This window comes from uncultured Lentibacter sp. (genome assembly GCF_937123735.1).
Taxonomy (GTDB): Bacteria; Pseudomonadota; Alphaproteobacteria; order Rhodobacterales; family Rhodobacteraceae; genus Lentibacter.
In genome coordinates, this window is record NZ_CAKZKL010000006.1 from 1 (window position 1) to 18017 (window position 18017).

Below are 18017 nucleotides of genomic sequence, written 5' to 3' on the forward strand. Positions count from 1 at the left end.
TTTCCGAAATGTCTTTGTAGATGGTGGTCAAAGTGCGCGCGATCGTGACGCCAGCTTTTCTTTCTAAATTTGATGTGTGGGAAATAGTAATCTTGAAAGAAGCTACTGAAAGTTGGCACAGTACGTCGTGCGCGTTGCTCCTCCTTAGGGTCTAACCCTTTAGCAACCATATTCCTGTAATCTGCATAGATTTCTAAGATGTCGTCTAGGCTCAGAACTGGGTACCTACCGAGCATAATGATCTTAGAGCGACCCAAGTGTCTAAATCTAAAATGAAAAGCTTTCCGTTTCATGCCTGAGTAAAAGTACAGACTGGGGTAGCGCGAATCTCTATATATTACGGGTAATTTAGATTTGCTGTGTGGAATGCGCCTCAAATTAGCTTCTGTGAACTTTATATTAGACATTTGGTCTCCATAAATAGCTCTAAAGACTAATATATTGTCATGATGGACTATGAACAAGGGTCTTTGTAATAGTTAGGAAAACTTACTGAGGTTGATTCATGCTCTCTATTACGCCCAGACAGCTCGCTGCCGCGCGGGCCCTAGCTGGCCTTTCTCAGTTACAGTTGGCGGAGCTAACGAGTGTCAGCCTTGGAACAATCAAGCGCATTGAAGCAGCAGCTAGCCAAACGGGCAGCTTCGATGGATTGCGAGTTGCTACTCTTCAGAAGCTAGTCGATGGTTTTGCGACCGTTGGGGTAACCTTTGACATGGCAGACGGGCGGCTGGGAGTGTCTATCCGTCAGGAATGACGTTTGAGCGTTATATTTCTAGCTTAAGCAATTTCTAAAACCTTCATGCATTGTTTGAAATCAATAGCTTAAGTGCAGTTCCGCTTAGGTGAATCCGCGCAATACAAACACCGCGTCGATAAACGCCCAGTATAACCTCAGCAAGGTTAACAAAGAGATGGAATCTGCGATGCAGCAGCTCTCTTCGGGCAAGCGCATCAACTCGGCCGCTGACGACGCAGCCGGCCTCAGCATCGCGACACGCATGGAAAGCCAGGTGCGCGGATTGCAGCAGGCGATCCAAAACGCCGGCGACGGTCAGAATATGATCGCAACTGCCGAAGGTGCGATGGATGAAATCACAAACATGCTCCAGCGCATGAGAGAGCTTTCCCTTCAAGCGGCAAGCGACACGATGAACACGCAGGACCGCAAGAACCTGAACAACGAGATCACGCAGCTGAAAACTGAAATTGATAGGGTTGTAGAGAACACACGGTTCAATGATCAAACTTTGCTTGACGGATCACAGCAAGGAACAACCTTCCAAATCGGCGCCAAGTCGGGCGAGAATTTATCTTTCAACATCGCGGACATGAGCACAAGTTCTCTTGGTGCATCTTCTTCGGCGCTGACAGGGGCAGGTGCCGTGTCGGCCACAGCTCAAGGAACGGCCGCGGTTGAAAATGTCGTGAACCTCACGTTCAATGGCAATGACAGCTATGACTTCACCTTGGTGTTTGACAATGAAGCCGGCACCGGCGCCACAAACGAGCAGTTGGTGATTTCTAACGCATCAGTTTCCGGGTATTCGGCTCAAGACGTTGCAGACAAGATCAACACAGCCGTCGCAGCCACATCTGCCACTGGCTACACTGGCCGAAATCTGGCAGGCTTGGTAGAAGCCTCCGTGAGCGGCACAACCGTTACTTTGACGAACAAGTCTGGTACCGAAATCGACATCACCAGCTTTGCATCTGATGGTGCTGGCACAATGACCGTAAACCCGGTCACGAACACAACCGCAGATTCCGTCACGCTCGAGAACACCACGGAGTTGACAAGCCTTCTGAACACGGGCGGCACAACGGCGACCACCTCAACGTCAACTCTACAGCTTGAGGAGGGGCATTCTTATCAGTTCCGCGTCAACGACACTCTAGTTAAAGTAGACGCAACCGCAGCGGGTATTGCGAAGGCGACTGGCGGAAACATTGCTGGGCTTCTCGCCGATGTAGCTGCTGATATCGATGCAGCGATCGAAAACACGAGCGGAGCAGCTACTGCGGCTGTGGATACAACGGGCTCCGTAAGCGGCACTTCAATTCAGCTTCGGATGTCTGATACAACTGGTGCTGCTATAAACGTTTCTGGCTTTCAGAAGGTTACCTCTGCTGCGGTCTCTCCTGGCTTCGTAACAGTCGAGCAGGATATCTCGTCCAGTTCTCCTGTGACGATTGAAAATGGTGAATACTTTTCATCCAATACAGGGGCTTCTGGTGGCACCGTTCTTGATATCGATGCTGCAAAAACTGGACGTCTCCAGTTTTCTAATCAAGACCTAAGCTATACCTTTAAGCTCGATATCGGCGGGTCCCAAACTTACGTTGTTGATGGCGCGACTAAGGACTTTAATGCGGAGCTAAGTCGTGTTGCGGAAGAAATCTCAGCTGCTGGCGGTATTGATGTCACCGCTACAAACAATGGCGGTGTTTTGGAGATTGTAAACAATACTGGTGCTGCGCTGAGCTTCCTGGGCACCACAGCATTGGCATCTCCCGGGATTGATGCGGTCACTGAAGGAGACGCGTTCTTCCTGCAAGCGACTGCTACAGATGTCAACATTGGCGACGACACCGGGGTCATTTCAATGGTAGACGGCAATATCGTCAGCTCGAATGACGGTGTGCAAGCCGAAGCGTCGCGCATGTCGCTCAGCTTTTCCGCCAATGATCGCTATACTATCAGCATGGACGCCGACGGATCCGGCGGTGGTTCAAGCACTGAAAGCGACGCCACATTTACATTCGACGTGGTAGGCGGCAGCTTGACGGCTGCGATGAACACGATCAACTCGCAAAACTCGACCACTGGTGTTACGGCCAGCATTGAGGGCAGCGAACTGATCCTTACCAAAGCAGATGGAACAGAATTTGCTCTTCACGGCTTCTCCTCGGAGTCAGGTGGCCAAATTTCAGCGGCTAATGCGGCCGGACAGGGTGGCTCCGGCACCTTGGAAAACGCCGGTGATGGCGCCTCTGTGCAGGTCAACGCATCTGGCGCAGCTGTTGCCACGGAGGTTGAGCTGAGCTTTAGCCCGACGGCGGACAAATACTCGTTCAAGATCTCTGATGGCAGCTCTACGGCAACCGTGCGCGCCACTGACGTTGCTGCCGACGCGGCAACGACAAATGGCCTCGGAGAGCCAGCGGATATCCTGACAGAGATCCAATCGGCCTTGAGTGCAGCAAACATGAGCCACATTACTGCATCCGTTACGGACGACGTGATCACGCTATCAAACGCCCTCGGTGGAAAAGTGGATATTTCCGACTTCAAATCTGATGGCACAGGCGAGATGACGGTTGCTCCAAAAGTCGGTCAGGGCGTTGGCAAAATCTTGAACGACGACGCGTTTTCAAGTTCCTATGACAGCATTGCATCCATTGATGCCTTGTCATCTTCAACTGCCACCTTGGCTGTCGAAGCCGTGGACCGGGCGCTGGAGAACATCAACTCCGCACGCTCTGAGTTGGGTGCATTGTCAAACCGTCTTGATCACACGATCAGCAACCTTGGAAATGTTATCGTGAATACCGAAGCGTCGCAGTCGCGGATTGAAGATGCGGATTTTGCCCAGGTGACAGGTGAGCTGACCAAGTCGCAGATCATGAGCCAGGCGGCAACAGCGATGCTCGCGCAGGCCAATGCTTCCAAGCAAGGCGTTCTGAGCTTGCTGCAAGGTTAAGACCCGCGTTCATAAATTTGAAAAGGCCTCCCGGTTTGGGGGGCCTTTTTGCAGGGAAAGTGGTTTTTCGGCCAGTCTTGGCGAAAGTAACAGGATCTTCAGGCTTGCGCGCTAGGGTGTTGGCCTTGGCAAGCTTTTTGCACAGAGCGAAGAAGCTTAGGAAAGGATTTGAGGTGGATCGCAGGCGCTTTTTGGCAGGAGCATGTGCTGCATTGGCGACACGGCCCGATGTGGCCCCGGCCCTAGAGGGGGCGATCCGGGGAGACAGCCTGTTCTTCAAATCTCCCAACAAGCCTTTGATCGACATGAGCCGCAACACCGGGTTCTTTGACCCTTTTGAGCCGGATGAGCTGCCTTCCAACCCTGAGCAGGTGGTGCCACGGGCACCGCGGCTTTTGTTGTCAGGCAACACCACGCTCGCGATGTGGAATGCCAACACCGATGAGCACATTGCTGTGCAGCCCGTAACGGGGACGGGGCTTGACTATACCGAGCTGGCCCGGGCCAATCACTTCATGCGCGACTGGCGGCGCAACGAGGTCAAGCCGATAGACCCCCAGTTGGTGTTGGGCCTGCTGGAGCTGCAACAAAAGGCGCGCCGCAACGGGTTTTCAGGCGAAGTGCGGTTTTTGTCGGGGTATCGTAGCCGCGCCACAAACGAGATGCTTCGACGCAAGACGAATGGTGTTGCGAAACATTCCATGCACATACAGGCGCGAGCGATTGATTTCAGCCTCCCGCATGTGCCGATCCGGGAGACGATCCGGCTGGCCAAGGAGCTGGGCCTTGGCGGGGTTGGAGGCTATGCGAGCTTTGTGCATATTGACAGTGGCAGCCGCCGCGCCTGGGGGCTTTCGTGAACCGCGCAAAACCCAACGGCTCATCGACCTGAACAGCTTTGAAAGGGCATTTTTGGCTGGTGAAAAGTGGTGGGCGACCCTGGAATCGAACCAGGCGTGCGTCTCCGCGAGGGAGTTACAGTCCCCTGCCACACCTTGCGGCCTGTCGCCCACTGAGGGCGGTGATTACTTGTGATGCTGAGGGTCGTCAACTGCAAATTGGCATGATAAGCGGCAGAGGAAGAAGAAAATTTCCTAGAGCGAAAAAAATTAGGTCACATGATGAAAAAGCCAAAGTGGGTCGTTGAGAAAGAGCGTGGCAAGAAGGCCGAGGCCTCAGAGACGGTTTGGTTGTTTGGTCTGCACGCCGTGCGGGATGCTCTGGCCAATCCGGACAGGGCCAAGCTGCGCCTGATTGTGACGCGCAATGCGCAGGACAAACTTGCAGATGTGATTGCCCAAAGTGGGATAACACCCGAGCTGTCTGACCCGCGCAAGTTTGCGGCACCTTTGGACCCGAATTCAGTGCATCAGGGGGCTGCGCTTGAGGTGAAGCCACTGGACTGGGGGTCGGTGGCAGATGCCTGTGTCAGCGGCGGGGACGCGCGCCCAGCGCGGGTCTTGTTGTTGGATCGGGTGTCAGATCCGCACAATGTCGGCGCCATCTTGCGCTCGGCAGAAGTGTTTGGGGCTCGTGCTGTGATCGGCACCAAACGACACGCTGCGCCGGAAACAGGCGCTTTGGCCAAAACTGCGAGTGGGGCTCTTGAGCGACAGCCCTATTTGCGTGTGACCAACCTGGCAAGAGTGATGGAAGAGCTCAAGGGCTATGGGTATTTCCTGATCGGACTGGATGGGGAGGCCTCAGCAGAGCTGCCAGCAGAACTCGCCCGGTTTGCCGACCGGCCTATTGCCCTTGTGTTGGGCGCAGAAGGGCCGGGGCTGCGGGAAAAAACCAAAGAACAATGTGATGTTCTGGCGCGCATTGACTTTGCCGGTGCGTTTGGCTCGCTGAATGTCTCCAATGCGGCGGCTGTTGCGCTCTATGCGGCTACGCTGCGTCATCCGGGGTAACGTCACATCATGATCACAGCTTCTTTACCGCCCCTTTATAAGTTTGAAGGTGCCCCTAAGTATTGCTCAGAGGCAGGGTGGAACATCTGCCTTTGTTATACTGTCCCTCGTTCCGCAACTGCGCTCAAGCTCGACTTGGGCGCTTTTTTTTGACACATCGTATTCCGGAGGCTTTGGACATGCGCGAGCAGTATTCGGACCGCTTTTTGAAAGATATTCTTGCGCGCGCACAGCGCGTTGCCGTTGTTGGCTTGTCCAGCAAGCAAACGCGACCCAGCTTTTTTGTTGGGCGCTATCTCAAGTTGCGCGGCTATGCGCTGACGCCGGTGAACCCTGCCTATGTGGGGCAGAGTTTTCTTGGGCTGCCGTATGTCGCAAGTCTGGCGGATGTCCCCCAGGACTGCGATTTTCTCGATATTTTTCGTCGTTCCGAGGATGTTATGCCAATTGTTGAGGAGGCCCTGGAGCGGTTGCCGGGGTTGCAAACCATCTGGATGCAGATCGGCGTGGTGCATGAAGAGGCCGCCGCATATGCGCGCGCACGCGGCGTTGATGTGGTCATGGATCGTTGCCCCAAGATCGAGCATCAGCGGCTGTTTGGCGAGTTGCGCAAGGGCGGGTTTAACACCGGGGTGATCAGCTCGAAACTTTGAAAGAGGTTTCGCCGCGCCTTTGGCGCGTCGACCGGCTGGGGGCTTTGCCCCCAGACCACAAGATAGACTGGGGGACTAGTCCCCCAGACCCCCTAGGATATTTGAGGCAATAAGAAAGGGGCAGTTAGCGCGCGGCTTTTTCAGCGAGGCCTGATTGGTTTTGACGGCGGGCGAGTTCGACAAGGACATCGCTTATGTGCAGCTCGTTGGCGTGCAGCACGACGAGAAGGTGAAAAATGAGGTCGGCGGCCTCGGAGGTGAGGCCAGCCTTATTGCCTTTGACCGCTTCGATAACCGTTTCAATGGCTTCTTCCCCGAGCTTTTCGGCGACCTTGTCATTGCCCTGAGCGAGAAGCTTGGCTGTCCAGCTGTCCTGGGCAGAGGCCTTGGCGCGGGTGGCGATGATGTCTTGCAGCTCTTCAAGGGTCATTCTTCGATCCTCATGGGGATGCCGGCCGCCTGCATATGGGCCTTGGCCTCGGCTATGGAATAGGTTCCGAAGTGAAAGATTGAGGCGGCCAGAACGGCGCTGGCGTGGCCTTCTGTGACCCCGTCTACGAGGTGCTGCAATGTGCCGACACCGCCGGACGCGATGACAGGGATGCTGACCGCATCGGCGATGGCGCGGGTGAGTGGCAAATTGTAGCCGGCTTTTGTGCCGTCCCGGTCCATGGATGTGAGCAGGATTTCGCCGGCGCCATTTCTGGCGGCCTGTTTGGCAAATCTGATGGCGTCAATCCCTGTGGCTTTGCGCCCGCCGTGGGTGAATATCTCCCATTTTCCGGGAGCAACGGTTTTGGCGTCAATCGCCACGACAATGCATTGGGAGCCGAAATGGGCCGCCGCTTCGCCCACAACATCGGGATTGGCGACAGCTGCGGAGTTGAAGCTGACTTTGTCAGCCCCTGCGAGCAGCAGATCACGCACGTCAGAGACGGTGCGCACGCCACCGCCCACTGTGAGCGGGATATAACATTGTTCTGCGGTGCGGGTGACCATGTCAAACATGGTACCACGGTTCTCGTGTGTGGCGTGTATGTCAAGGAAACAGAGCTCATCTGCGCCGGCAGCGTCATAGGCTTTGGCGGCATCCACAGGATCGCCTGCATCGACCAGATCAACAAAATTTACACCTTTGACAACACGGCCATCGGCGACATCCAGGCAGGGGATGATGCGGGTTTTTAGCATGTCACGCCTTCATCAGCTTGAGCGCTTGGGCAAGGTCAATCGCGCCATCATAGAGCGCGCGGCCGGAGATGGCGCCGTTGAGCGGCGCGTCGCAGGTTTTGAGCGCCTCCAAATCTGCCAGTGAGGACACGCCACCGGAGGCGATCACCGGGATGGAGACGGCCCGGCCGAGGGCGGCGGTTGCCGAGACATTGGGGCCTTTCATGGCACCATCGCGCAGGATGTCGGTGTAGATGATGGCGCAGACGCCGGCATCTTCGAAGGATTTGGCGAGATCGGTGGCATCGACATCGGTTTCTGTGGCCCAGCCTTTTGTGGCAACTTTGCCGTGACGGGCATCAATGCCTACGGCGATCTTGCCGGGGAATTCGTGCGCGGCATCGCGCACAAGTTGGGGGTTTTCGACGGCCATTGTACCGAGGATCACACGGGCGAGACCTTTGGTGATCCAGCGTTCGATCGTGGCCATATCCCGGATGCCACCGCCTAGCTGTGCCGGGACAGGGCATTGCTTGAGGATTTCTTCCACCGGCTCGGCATTGATGGGGGTGCCGGCGAACGCCCCGTTGAGATCAACCAGATGCAGCCATTCGCAGCCCGCAGACACAAACTCCAAAGCCTGGGCTGCGGGGTTTTCGTTGAAGACGGTTTCCTGATCCATTTCCCCGTGCACAAGGCGCACGGCGCGGCCGTCTTTTAGGTCAATTGCGGGGTAAAGGATCATTTGTTTGGTCCTGCATGTTTGGCGTTGAGGGGTTTATGCACGCATGGGCGCGAATTGCAATGTGACCTCAAGTCAGTCTTGCTTGGAATCGCTGATCAGCAGCATTGTGAAGCAGGCTGTGGCTTTTGTTTGGCAGCTCGTGAAACGCTTTAGGGAGGATGTAATGGTGAAGATGGTGAAAACTGTTCTTGGGAGCGCGGCGCTGGGCGTCTGGATGACAGGGGCTGCCCTGGCAGATCCGGCTTTCGGGCTCTGGAAAACCGAGGTCGACGACGGTGCATATGCGCATGTTGAGATGGGCCCTTGTGGCGAGAATATCTGTGGCACGATCGCGCAGACCTTCAACTCTGATGGCGAATACAGCTCGCCCAACAAGGGAAAGCAGATCGTGCGGGGGATGTCACCCAAGGGGGGCGGCGCTTACGAGGGTAAGGTTTGGCGGCCCTCAAATGACAAGATCTACGTTGGCAAGATGCAGGTGAGCGGGAAGCAGTTGAAGCTCAAAGGCTGCCTGGCTGTCGGTTGGCCCTGTTCCAGCCAGACCTGGACCAAGCTCAACTGAGCTCAGCAGTGCGGAGGCGCTTGGGCCGGCAACAATTTTGGATCTGTCCGGCCCGCGCGGGTGTATATCTGACATAGGTGGTTGATAACCGTATATCTGATGTTGGAGAAGCCCATGTTCGCGCTGGTCCGTGCAGGTTTGTTGTTGAGTATGTTGCTCGCGAGCGCAGCGCAGGCTGAGCGCGCTTTGGGGCTTTGGAGAACCGAAGCGGACGACAAGGGGCAGGTGGGGCATGTCTCTGTAGCGCCATGCGGGGCGGCCCTGTGTGGAACAATCGTCAAGGCTTATGATGCACAGGCGCGGGAGGTGAAAACGGCCAATGTTGGCCGCATGATCTTGCTGGATATGGTTCAAACATCTGCGGGCAACTATGGGGGGCGGGTGCTGATCCCGAAGTTCAACCGCTCACTCAACGGCAGGATGCAGGTGTCGGGCGACCGTATGAAAATAAGCGGGTGCCTGTTGGGAATTTGTGACAGCCAGACCTGGGTGCGCCTGAAGTGATTACGGGGACCAGTTGAGAAAATTGGCAATCATGCGCAGGCCTGTTTGCTGGCTTTTCTCAGGGTGAAACTGCACGCCAACCAGGTTGTCGCGGCCCACCACGGCAGTGATCTCACCACCATGGTCTGTGCGGGCGAGGCGCATGGCCGGATCGGCCACAACGAAGTGGTAGGAATGCACGAAATAGCAGTGTTTCCCGGAATCTATGCCCTCAAAAAGAGGGTGGGGGTGCTCGATGTCAAGTGTGTTCCACCCCATGTGCGGAACGCGGAAGAGGGTGCTGGACGGAGTAATTTTCTGAACCTCGCCGGAAATCCAGTCAAACCCTTCGGTGGGCTGATATTCAAGCCCACGCGTGGCCAGCATCTGCATTCCAATGCAGATCCCCATGAACGGGCGGGCCTTCTTGAGCACCACATCCTCGATCGCTTCAAAGATACCCGTGTGATCAAAAAGCGCTTGTCGGCAGGCGGGAAAAGCCCCATCGCCCGGCAACACGATCCGATCGGCTGTGAGCAGGGTTTCGGGGGCGGATGTGACTATGACCTCTCCCGCACCCGTCTCGCGGGCCATGCGCTCAAAGGCCTTGTGAGCGGAGTGCAAATTTCCGCTGTCATAGTCTACGATGGCAGTGAGCATGGCTGTATCCTTCTTGCGTGGCTGCTCGCAAAACCGGCTCTGGTGGCCGGCAGCAGTCTTAGAGCGTGCCTTTTGTCGAAGGGATCGCGCCGGCTGCGCGCGGGTCTGGCTCAAGCGCTATGCGCAGCGCACGGGCGACAGCCTTGAAGGCAGCTTCGGCAATGTGATGGCTGTTCAAGCCATGCAGCTTGTCCACATGCAAGGTCAGCCCTGAGTGTGTGCTAAACGCTTGAAAAAACTCACGAACAAGCTCTGTGTCAAAGGAGCCGATCTTGGCTGTGGGCATGTCTACATGCCAGATAAGAAAGGGGCGCCCGGAGACATCCAGGGCCGCGCGCACCAAAGCATCATCCATGGGCAGAAGACAGGCGCCATAGCGGTTGATACCCGATTTGTCCCCCACGGCTTTGGCCAGCGCCTGGCCTAAAGCGATGCCGACATCCTCCACGGAGTGGTGGTCATCAATGTGCAAATCCCCGGTGCAGCGCACGGTCATATCCAGCATGGCGTGGCGTGCGAGCTGGTCAAGCATGTGGTCAAAAAAGCCGATGCCTGTTTTGTTGTCATAGCGGCCGGTGCCGTCAAGGCACAGCTCAACCGAGATGTCTGTTTCGCTTGTCTGGCGGTGAATCGTGGCTTTGCGCATAGGCTTTTCCTTTGTTCTTGGGTGCTTATAAGCGGATGCGGCGGGAGCGAAAAGCCCCAAGCGACAAGAGCCGTTGCGCCTGTTGCACGCGCGTGGCAGTCTCGCGTGCAAAGCGAGGAGAAAGCCATGTCCGATTGTGTGTTCGTGCAGCTCAGATGTAAGCCCGGAACGACCTACAAGGTTGCCGAGGAGCTGGTTCTCAAAGAGCTGCACTCCGAGCTCTACTCAACCAGCGGCGAGTGGGACCTGCTGTTGAAAGTCTATGTCCCCAAAGGCGAGGACATCGGAAAATTTATCAATGAGCGCCTGCTGGACATTGACGGGATAGAGCGCTCTCTCACGAGCCTGACGTTCAAGGCCTTCTGAAAAAATAAAATTTCAGCAATTCTTTATCTCTGCCTTCTTTTGAGACTGGTCGGTGACTGGTCGGTGACTGTGCTGTGACTGTGCGGTGAAAACCTTTACTTGGGGTTAAGGTGCCGTGCATCGCGTGCACAGCGCAGCGAAAACACCGCCACAAACGACACCGCCACAAACGACGAAGGGCCACCCGAAGGTGACCCTTTGTATTTTTTCTCCGAAGAGAAATTGGAGCGGGCGAGGCGATTCGAACGCCCGACCCTAACCTTGGCAAGGTTATGCTCTACCCCTGAGCTACGCCCGCTTCCTTGGGTAGCGCTGATCTAATAAATGCAGCGCTGAGCCGCAAGAGGAAAAGTGCGGATCGACACATTTTTTTCCAAATCGGTTAGAAAAGCAGAGCCAAGCAGCTCAGGGATGCCGTTAAAAGCCCTATAAATGTCAGATACATACCCCATTGGCGCAGGCCCACGACTTGCGGTGTGCGCCCAAAGCCATAGGCGTGGGCCAAGCGCCCTGCCAGCAGACACAGCCCCAGGCCATGCAGCAGCCAGCCCGGCGCCCCCTGAAGCTCGCTCAGGGTCATCAAAAGAAGCGTGAGCGGCGCATATTCCGCACAGTTGGCCTGCACGCGCATGGCTTTCACAACCTCCTTTGCCCCGCCATCTCCGACCGACACACGGTGTTTGAAACGGATGCGGATAACATTGAGGCTCAGCGCCAGGAACAAAAGCCCGACCATGGCGGCATAAAGCGGTGTGATGGTAATCATGTAACCTCCAAAGCTGGGGCAACCGTCGTGGTTTTGGGTCCAAATAGCAAGGTTTCCGGGCGCGCCCATCGGGCGTTAACAGTTTTCAAGACGCTGATTCGGGGGGGGTGACATGCGTGCACACCCCGTGCACCATGCGTGCACCGCCTGACGCAGGTTTGCTGTTTTTGCAGATTTGGCCCGTTCGTTAAGCCTGCGTGCGCTGAATTCTTGCGGCATTAAGGTTTTGCGCCCCGGCTGCGCCGGGTCGCGGTAGGGGCGCTGCCCCTCAGAGGCAAAACCTGCGGTTTGGCCTCTTCACCCCGAGGTATTTTGAACCAGAAGAAGCGCTGCAGAGGTCTCTTTTTTGTGCCGGTGATGGCTGTGAAAGGGGAGAAGTGGCGGCTTCCTTTTTTCTTTCTGAAAATATCCGATGCGCGCGGTTTGCCTTCTGGCGGCGCGCTGGTTGTTGGGGGGCGGTGATGTATAGACCCAACGTTTCTGAAGCAGGCCGCGTGCGGGAGATGCCAGCTTTAGCTGGTTCTCCCGCACGCGGCGGGGCGATTTGGCGAAGCCAAAGCGCAACCCGATATCCGGGCAGCCCTGCGCGGTGGGGTTAGGTCAGTTCGATCATCAAATCCTTGGCGTCGATCTGTCCGCCGGTTTGCACATGGACGGCCTTGATCACAGCGTCGCGTTCGGCGTGGATTGCGGTTTCCATTTTCATGGCCTCAATGGTGAGCAGCATATCGCCAGCCTTGATGCTTTGGCCTGCGCTGACCACCACGGAGGCGACGACGCCGGGCATGGGCGCGCCGATATGGTCGGGGTTGTTCTCTTCGGCTTTCGGGCGTTGGGCGGTTTGGGACTTCACAAGCCGGTTGGGCACGCGGATGGTGCGCGGCTGGCCGTTGAGCTCAAAGAAGACTTTGACCTCGCCGTCATCGGTGGTTTCGCCCACGGCGGAGAGGCGGATTTCCAGTGTCTTGCCCGGGTCGATCTCGGCGGTGATCTCCTCGCCCGGCTCCATGCCGTAAAAGAAGGTTTTGGTCGGCAGGGTGCGCACGGGGCCATAGGTGCGGTGGCGGCCCATGTAATCCATGAAGACTTTCGGATACATCAGGTAGCCGTTGAGGTCTTCGTCATCAATTTTGAGCCCCTCGAGCTCCTGCATCACTTTGGCGCGGGTCTCCTCCAGATCGACGGGGGGCAGGTGCGCGCCGGGGCGCGAGGTGCTGGGCGCTTCGCCTTTGAGCACTTTCTTGACCAATGCCGCGGGGAAGCCGCCCGGAGGCTGGCCGAGGTTGCCGCGCATCATGTCGATCACGCTATCTGGGAAGGCCACGTCTTTGTCGGGGCTTTCCACATCGGCGCGCGTGAGGCCCTGGGACACCATCATCAGGGCCATATCGCCCACGACTTTGGAGCTGGGTGTCACTTTGACGATATCACCGAACATCTGGTTGACATCGGCATAGGTGCGCGCGACCTCGGGCCAGCGGCCATCCAGCCCGAGGCTGGCGGCCTGTGCCTTGAGGTTGGTGAACTGGCCTCCCGGCATTTCGTGCAGGTAGACCTCCGAGGAGGGCGCCTGCATGCCCGTTTCAAAGGCGGTGTAGTGGCCGCGCACCTCTTCCCAGTAGTCCGAGATGGCGCGCACGGCTGCGACATCAATGCCTGTGTCGCGCGGTGTGCCCCTGAGGGCGGAGACCAGCGTGCCCATGGTGGCTTGGCTGGTGTTGCCCGAGAAAGCGTCCATCGCGCAATCGGCGGCATCCACCCCCGCATCGGCAGCGGCGAGGATGCTGGCGCAGGCGATGCCGGCTGTGTCGTGGGTGTGAAAGTGGACGGGGATGCTCAGCTCTTCTTTCAGCGCCTTGATGAGCACGGTGGCAGCGGCGGGCTTGAGCAAGCCTGCCATATCCTTCAGGCCCAGCACATGCGCACCGGCGGCCTCAAGCTCTTTGGCCATGGCGACATAATATTTGAGGTCGTATTTGGCGCGGTTCGGGTCAAGAATATCGCCTGTGTAGCAGATCGTGCCTTCGCAGATCTTGCCGCTTTCCTGCACCGCGTCCATCGCGACGCGCATGTTTTCGACCCAGTTGAGGCTGTCAAACACGCGGAAGACATCGACGCCCGATTTGGCGGCTTGGGCCACGAAGCTTTGCACCACATTGTCGGGGTAGTTCGTGTAACCGACGCCGTTGGAGGCGCGCAAAAGCATTTGGGTCATCACATTGGGCATGCGCGCGCGCAAATCGCGCAGGCGCTGCCAGGGGCATTCCTGCAAAAAGCGGTAGGCGACATCAAAGGTCGCGCCCCCCCAGCACTCCACCGAGAAGAGCTGTGGCAGGTTGGCCGCATAGGCGGGGGCGACCTTGATCATGTCGATGCTGCGCATCCGGGTGGCGAGCAGGGATTGGTGGCCATCGCGCATGGTGGTGTCGGTGAGCAGGAGCGGCTTTTGCGCCAGCATCCAGTCGGCCACGGCCTTGGGGCCTTGTTCCTCAAGCAGATTGCGCGTGCCGTTTGCCGGCGTCTCTGTGAGGCGCTTGGGCGGGCGCGGGTCTTTCAGCGCGGCGGCGGGCTTGGGGCGGTCGGCTGTTTCGGGATGCCCGTTTACGGTGATGTCGGCGATGTAGGTGAGCACTTTTGTGCCCCTGTCGCGGCGCTTTTTGAAGGTGAAGAGATCGGGGGTCTCGTCGATGAATTTGGTGGTGTATTCATTGGAGAGGAAAGTGGGGTGTTTGAGCAGGTTCTCGACAAAGGCGATGTTGGTGCTCACGCCGCGGATGCGGAACTCGCGCAGGGCGCGGTCCATGCGGGCAATCGCCGCTGCGGGTGTTTGGGCGTGGGCGGTGACCTTCACGAGCAGGCTGTCATAGTAGCGGGTGATCACGCCGCCGGTGTAGGCTGTGCCGCCGTCAAGGCGGATGCCCATGCCTGTGGCGCTGCGGTAGGCGGTGATGCGGCCGTAATCGGGGATAAAGTTGTTTTGTGGGTCTTCTGTGGTGATCCGTGTCTGGAGCGCGTGGCCGTTGAGCTGCACATCGGCCTGTGAGGGCTTGCCTGTGGCCTCGGCCAGTGTCTTGCCCTCGGCAATGCGGATCTGGGCTTGCACGATGTCGATGCCGGTGACCTCTTCTGTCACGGTGTGTTCGACCTGCACGCGCGGGTTGACCTCGATGAAGTAGAACTTGCCGCTGTCCATATCCATGAGGAATTCGACCGTGCCGGCGCATTCGTAGTTCACATGCGCGCAGATCTTGCGGCCCAGCTCGCAGATTTCGTCGCGCTGCGCTTGGCTGAGGTAGGGCGCGGGGGCGCGCTCGACCACTTTCTGGTTGCGCCGCTGCACCGAGCAGTCGCGCTCCCAGAGGTGGTAGATGTTTCCATGGCTGTCGCCCAGAATTTGCACTTCGACGTGGCGCGCGCGGGTGATCATCTTTTCCAGATAGCCCTCGCCATTGCCAAAGGCGGCCTCGGCCTCGCGGCGCCCTTCCATGACTTTCTCCGGCAGCTCGGCTGCGTTGAAAATCGGGCGCATCCCGCGCCCGCCGCCGCCCCAGCTTGCCTTGAGCATGAGCGGAAAGCCCACGGCCTCGGCCTCGCGGATGATTGCGTCCATATCCTCGCCGAGCACTTCGGTGGCGGGGATGACCGGCACGCCGGCCTCTATGGCCACGCGGCGCGCGCTGGCCTTGTCGCCCAGAGCGCGCATGGTGGCGGCCTTGGGGCCAATGAAGGTGATGCCGCTGGCCTCACAGGCATCCACCAACTCGGGGTTTTCCGAGAGCAGGCCATAGCCCGGATGTATGGCATCAGCACCAGAGGCGCGCGCCACGCGGATGATTTCGTCAATGCTGAGATAAGCCGCGACCGGCCCGAGGCCCTCGCCGATCCGGTAAGCCTCATCAGCCTTGAAACGGTGCAGGCCCAGCTTGTCTTCCTCAGCATAGACAGCGACGGTTTTCTTGCCCATCTCATTGGCCGCACGCATGATGCGAATGGCGATTTCACCACGGTTGGCGATCAGGATTTTTTGGAAATCAGGCATGAGAGTGCAGTCCTCTTGGGCTTTGACAGGCGGTCACGCTGGGTGGTCGGGCGTGGCTTTCAGGCTTGCTGCGATGCAGCGACAGGTTTCTTTTAAGGGGCATCTGACTTTTGGTAAAGTTATTTTACCAATTGCTCAATATGCTTTTGCGCTCAGTATAGCGTCGAATGCTGGCAAACACAGCATAAGTGCGCCGGATGTGCGAAAGTTTGCGACCTGTTTTCAAAGGAGAAATTTGCGCTTTGGGGCGACGGGCCGCGCCGGGCTTAAAGAATTTTTAACACCGCTGGGCGAGAGTTGGCAAAAGGAGAGGAGGGTCTCATGCTCAGTCGTTTGGTCTATATCAGCAATGCGTCGGCGTTTTTTCAGGAGTCGGAGCTGCCCGACATTCTGGCGGTCTCGCGCAACAACAATGCGCGTGATGGGCTCACGGGGCTGATGGTGTTTCATCGCGGGCGCTTCTTTCAGGTTCTGGAAGGGGAGATGGACAATGTCATGGCCTGCTTTAACCGCATCATGCGCGACGGGCGGCACGACAGGCTTGTGATGATCGAGACCGGGCCGGTGGAGGCGCGCGCCTTTGGGCAGTGGCGCATGGCTTATGAGCGGGTCGAGACCATGCCGCAGAAGCTGCAACAGGCTGTTTTCTCGATTTATGACATGATCCCGCCTGACAGCGAGGACCGTGGCGAGGATGCGGCCGTGCGGCTGCGCGTGCGGGATTTCCTGGCCTCTTTTGAGACCCTGAAGGTGTCGGGTTAGGGGCGGGAGCCTGCGGCATGAAACGGATTGTCTATCTCAGCACGGCCAGACCTGCTTTGTCTGGTGAGGATCTTGAGGGCATCTTGCAAAGCTCGCGGCGCAACAACGCCCTGTCCGGGCTGACGGGGCTGTTGATGTATCACGAGGGGGCTTTCTTTCAGGTTCTGGAGGGGCCTGAGGCAGAGGTGGCGGCCTGTTTTGAACGGATCGCGCAGGACCCGCGCCACCGGCAGATCATTCCGATGATCCAGACAAGGATCACCACACGGGCCTTTCCGGGCTGGCGGATGGGCTTTGCGCGGCCCGAGGCGCTGGGGCCACAGGCGCAGGAGACGGTCCTCTCGATCTATGACATTTACAGCGAAGGTGGGCGTGCTGCGCAAGATGCGCCCGAGGTGCGCAGCCTTGTGAACAGCTTTTTGAAGGGCTTTCGCAGCCTGTCGGGCTGAAGCCTTGCGCCTGAGACGTGAGGCCGCAAGTTATGAAACGCTTTGGGGCGCGGCGATCAGCCGCTTGGGCAGATCGGCAAGGTTTTCGACTCCGATCTGGCCGAGATTGGCCAGCATGTCTTGGGTGAGCATCTCGGTCACATGGGCGGGGCCGCGCGCGCCGAGCGCGGCGAGGCCGTAGTGCCAGGCGCGGCCAAGCATGACGAAATCGGCCCCCAGAGCCAGCGCCTTGGCCACGTCCGCGCCAGAGCGCATGCCGCCAGCACCGACCCGCTGCACTTCGCGGTGCATTCCCAGATCCTGAAGCGCCTCGGGCTGGGCAAGATGAAGCTGATGTCGGCGCCGGTGCACTTCAACGCGCTGTCCGGGTTCAACCTGGAAGTGACGGAGTTTGTGCAGCCGTAAAGCGGCGAGACACCCGGTCAGAGGTCGCGGAAGTTAGGCGCCCGCTTTTCCATGAATGCCGTCACCGCCTCGATATTCTCCGGGGATCCCACCTGCCGCTCCATACCCGCCTGCTCTGCCTTGATGGCCTTGTCGATGGCCTCCATGTGATGCAGGCGCAGGCTGCGCTTGATTTCGCGCAGGGAATTCACCGGCCACTGGGCGATCTCCCGCGCCTTCTCCAGCGCGTGATCAAACAGGTCGGCATCAGGTAGCGCGTCCGCCGCAATACCTCTATGCACGGCCTTATCGGCATCGATCCATTCTGCGGTGTAGAACAACTCCGCGGCGCGCTGCGCGCCGATAGTGGCCGGCAGCAGGTAGCGGGAACCCCACTCGGGCACAAGACCAAGAGTGGCAAACGGCAGGCGCATGCGCAGGCTTTCACCCACGTACACCACATCGCAGTGAAACAGCACTGTCGCCCCGCCGCCGATGGCAACCCCTCCAAGATGGCCTCGTCGAGGGAGACCCCGTATTCTTGTCCGGAATCCGGGTAGGCTCCGGTGAAAAACTCTATCTCAACGAGAATTTTCGAGCCATCGCCACGTTTTGGATTGAAGATGGCGTAGTCGTCCCAAAAGACAGTTCAGCAGCGATCCATACAGATGGGCTATTTGGCTCAAAATTTATCGTATTAGAGCCTGGCGCCGAA

At 57.9% G+C, this 18017-nt stretch carries 22 protein-coding genes and 2 tRNA genes; 12 read left to right on the top strand and 12 right to left on the bottom strand.

What is annotated here, in order from left to right; all coding sequences use genetic code 11:
- A partial coding sequence (locus tag Q0478_RS14415; RefSeq protein WP_366914877.1) for an Arm DNA-binding domain-containing protein occupies window positions 1–407 on the bottom strand: 407 nt, incomplete at its 3' end.
- 98 nt (window positions 408–505) lie between these two features.
- Between Q0478_RS14415 and Q0478_RS14420 the strand changes: the two genes are divergently transcribed.
- The 3 genes from Q0478_RS14420 to Q0478_RS00970 all read left to right on the top strand — a co-directional run bounded on the left by Q0478_RS14420 (window position 506) and on the right by Q0478_RS00970 (window position 4564).
- Window positions 506–757, top strand: a complete 252-nt coding sequence (locus Q0478_RS14420; RefSeq protein WP_354690002.1) for a helix-turn-helix domain-containing protein — start codon at window positions 506–508, stop codon at window positions 755–757.
- A gap of 88 nt (window positions 758–845) precedes the next feature.
- Entirely contained in the window at window positions 846–3704 is a 2859-nt protein-coding gene (locus Q0478_RS00965) for a flagellin (RefSeq protein ID WP_298675166.1), read from the top strand.
- Between the two features lie 212 nt (window positions 3705–3916).
- Entirely contained in the window at window positions 3917–4564 is a 648-nt protein-coding gene (locus Q0478_RS00970; protein ID WP_298675168.1) for a DUF882 domain-containing protein, read from the top strand.
- A gap of 67 nt (window positions 4565–4631) precedes the next feature.
- Here the strand turns inward: Q0478_RS00970 and Q0478_RS00975 are convergent.
- Window positions 4632–4715 (bottom strand) — tRNA-Tyr (locus Q0478_RS00975).
- A gap of 110 nt (window positions 4716–4825) precedes the next feature.
- Here Q0478_RS00975 and rlmB point away from each other — a divergent pair.
- Window positions 4826–5617 carry a 23S rRNA (guanosine(2251)-2'-O)-methyltransferase RlmB gene (rlmB, locus tag Q0478_RS00980; protein ID WP_298675171.1) on the top strand — a complete coding sequence of 264 codons (792 nt, stop codon included), beginning with the start codon at window positions 4826–4828 and terminating at the stop codon, window positions 5615–5617.
- Between the two features lie 179 nt (window positions 5618–5796).
- Window positions 5797–6270 (top strand): CoA-binding protein, encoded by a 474-nt coding sequence (locus tag Q0478_RS00985; RefSeq protein ID WP_298675211.1) that lies wholly within the window; start codon window positions 5797–5799, stop codon window positions 6268–6270.
- A 124-nt stretch (window positions 6271–6394) separates the two neighbouring features.
- Here the strand turns inward: Q0478_RS00985 and Q0478_RS00990 are convergent, their stop codons facing one another.
- The 3 genes from Q0478_RS00990 to hisA are packed head-to-tail and all read right to left on the bottom strand — an operon-like array spanning window position 6395 to window position 8185.
- The gene (locus tag Q0478_RS00990) at window positions 6395–6700 is read right to left on the bottom strand and encodes a phosphoribosyl-ATP diphosphatase (protein ID WP_298675174.1); all 306 of its coding nucleotides are present in this window, start codon (window positions 6698–6700) and stop codon (window positions 6395–6397) included.
- A complete protein-coding gene (gene hisF, locus Q0478_RS00995; protein ID WP_298675177.1) occupies window positions 6697–7461 on the bottom strand; it encodes an imidazole glycerol phosphate synthase subunit HisF in 765 nt (254 codons plus the stop codon). The genes Q0478_RS00990 and hisF overlap by 4 nt, the downstream gene beginning before the upstream one ends.
- A 1-nt stretch (window position 7462) precedes the next feature.
- The gene (hisA, locus tag Q0478_RS01000) at window positions 7463–8185 is read right to left on the bottom strand and encodes a 1-(5-phosphoribosyl)-5-[(5-phosphoribosylamino)methylideneamino]imidazole-4-carboxamide isomerase (RefSeq protein WP_298675180.1); all 723 of its coding nucleotides are present in this window, start codon (window positions 8183–8185) and stop codon (window positions 7463–7465) included.
- A gap of 163 nt (window positions 8186–8348) precedes the next feature.
- On the opposite strand from hisA, the gene Q0478_RS01005 reads away from it, so the two are divergent.
- Complete coding sequence (locus tag Q0478_RS01005) at window positions 8349–8747, top strand: DUF2147 domain-containing protein (RefSeq protein WP_298675183.1); 399 nt, start codon at window positions 8349–8351, stop codon at window positions 8745–8747.
- Window positions 8748–8861: 114 nt separating this feature from the next.
- The gene (locus Q0478_RS01010) at window positions 8862–9251 is read left to right on the top strand and encodes a DUF2147 domain-containing protein (protein WP_298675186.1); all 390 of its coding nucleotides are present in this window, start codon (window positions 8862–8864) and stop codon (window positions 9249–9251) included.
- Here the strand turns inward: Q0478_RS01010 and hisH are convergent, their stop codons facing one another.
- Window positions 9252–9890 (bottom strand): imidazole glycerol phosphate synthase subunit HisH, encoded by a 639-nt coding sequence (gene hisH / locus Q0478_RS01015; RefSeq protein WP_298675189.1) that lies wholly within the window; start codon window positions 9888–9890, stop codon window positions 9252–9254.
- Window positions 9891–9948: 58 nt separating this feature from the next.
- Window positions 9949–10536 carry an imidazoleglycerol-phosphate dehydratase HisB gene (hisB, locus tag Q0478_RS01020; protein ID WP_298675192.1) on the bottom strand — a complete coding sequence of 196 codons (588 nt, stop codon included), beginning with the start codon at window positions 10534–10536 and terminating at the stop codon, window positions 9949–9951.
- A 126-nt stretch (window positions 10537–10662) separates the two neighbouring features.
- Here hisB and Q0478_RS01025 point away from each other — a divergent pair, with 126 nt between their 5' ends.
- Window positions 10663–10902, top strand: a complete 240-nt coding sequence (locus Q0478_RS01025; RefSeq protein WP_298675195.1) for an Lrp/AsnC ligand binding domain-containing protein — start codon at window positions 10663–10665, stop codon at window positions 10900–10902.
- A 223-nt stretch (window positions 10903–11125) separates the two neighbouring features.
- On the opposite strand, the gene Q0478_RS01030 is transcribed toward Q0478_RS01025, so the two are convergent.
- The 3 genes from Q0478_RS01030 to Q0478_RS01040 all read right to left on the bottom strand — a co-directional run bounded on the left by Q0478_RS01030 (window position 11126) and on the right by Q0478_RS01040 (window position 15707).
- Window positions 11126–11200 (bottom strand) — tRNA-Gly (locus tag Q0478_RS01030).
- Between the two features lie 84 nt (window positions 11201–11284).
- Window positions 11285–11668, bottom strand: a complete 384-nt coding sequence (locus Q0478_RS01035) for an MAPEG family protein (protein WP_298675198.1) — start codon at window positions 11666–11668, stop codon at window positions 11285–11287.
- A gap of 595 nt (window positions 11669–12263) precedes the next feature.
- On the bottom strand, window positions 12264–15707 hold the full coding sequence (locus Q0478_RS01040) for a pyruvate carboxylase (RefSeq protein ID WP_298675201.1): 3444 nt from the start codon (window positions 15705–15707) through the stop codon (window positions 12264–12266).
- A gap of 321 nt (window positions 15708–16028) precedes the next feature.
- On the opposite strand from Q0478_RS01040, the gene Q0478_RS01045 reads away from it, so the two are divergent.
- Entirely contained in the window at window positions 16029–16469 is a 441-nt protein-coding gene (locus Q0478_RS01045; RefSeq protein WP_298675204.1) for a BLUF domain-containing protein, read from the top strand.
- 17 nt (window positions 16470–16486) lie between these two features.
- The gene (locus Q0478_RS01050) at window positions 16487–16918 is read left to right on the top strand and encodes a BLUF domain-containing protein (protein WP_298675206.1); all 432 of its coding nucleotides are present in this window, start codon (window positions 16487–16489) and stop codon (window positions 16916–16918) included.
- 30 nt (window positions 16919–16948) lie between these two features.
- Here Q0478_RS01050 and Q0478_RS01055 read toward each other — a convergent pair whose 3' ends face one another.
- Window positions 16949–17209 (bottom strand): alpha-hydroxy-acid oxidizing protein, encoded by a 261-nt coding sequence (locus Q0478_RS01055; protein WP_366914878.1) that lies wholly within the window; start codon window positions 17207–17209, stop codon window positions 16949–16951.
- Between Q0478_RS01055 and Q0478_RS01060 the strand changes: the two genes are divergently transcribed.
- A complete protein-coding gene (locus Q0478_RS01060) occupies window positions 17126–17323 on the top strand; it encodes a hypothetical protein (RefSeq protein WP_366914879.1) in 198 nt (65 codons plus the stop codon). The genes Q0478_RS01055 and Q0478_RS01060 overlap by 84 nt on opposite strands.
- A 17-nt stretch (window positions 17324–17340) precedes the next feature.
- Here the strand turns inward: Q0478_RS01060 and Q0478_RS01065 are convergent, their stop codons facing one another.
- Entirely contained in the window at window positions 17341–17841 is a 501-nt protein-coding gene (locus Q0478_RS01065; RefSeq protein ID WP_298675213.1) for an enoyl-CoA hydratase-related protein, read from the bottom strand.
- Here Q0478_RS01065 and Q0478_RS14425 point away from each other — a divergent pair.
- Window positions 17781–18017 (top strand): MlaD family protein (locus tag Q0478_RS14425; protein WP_366914880.1); only part of this gene is annotated, 237 nt, incomplete at its 3' end. The genes Q0478_RS01065 and Q0478_RS14425 overlap by 61 nt on opposite strands.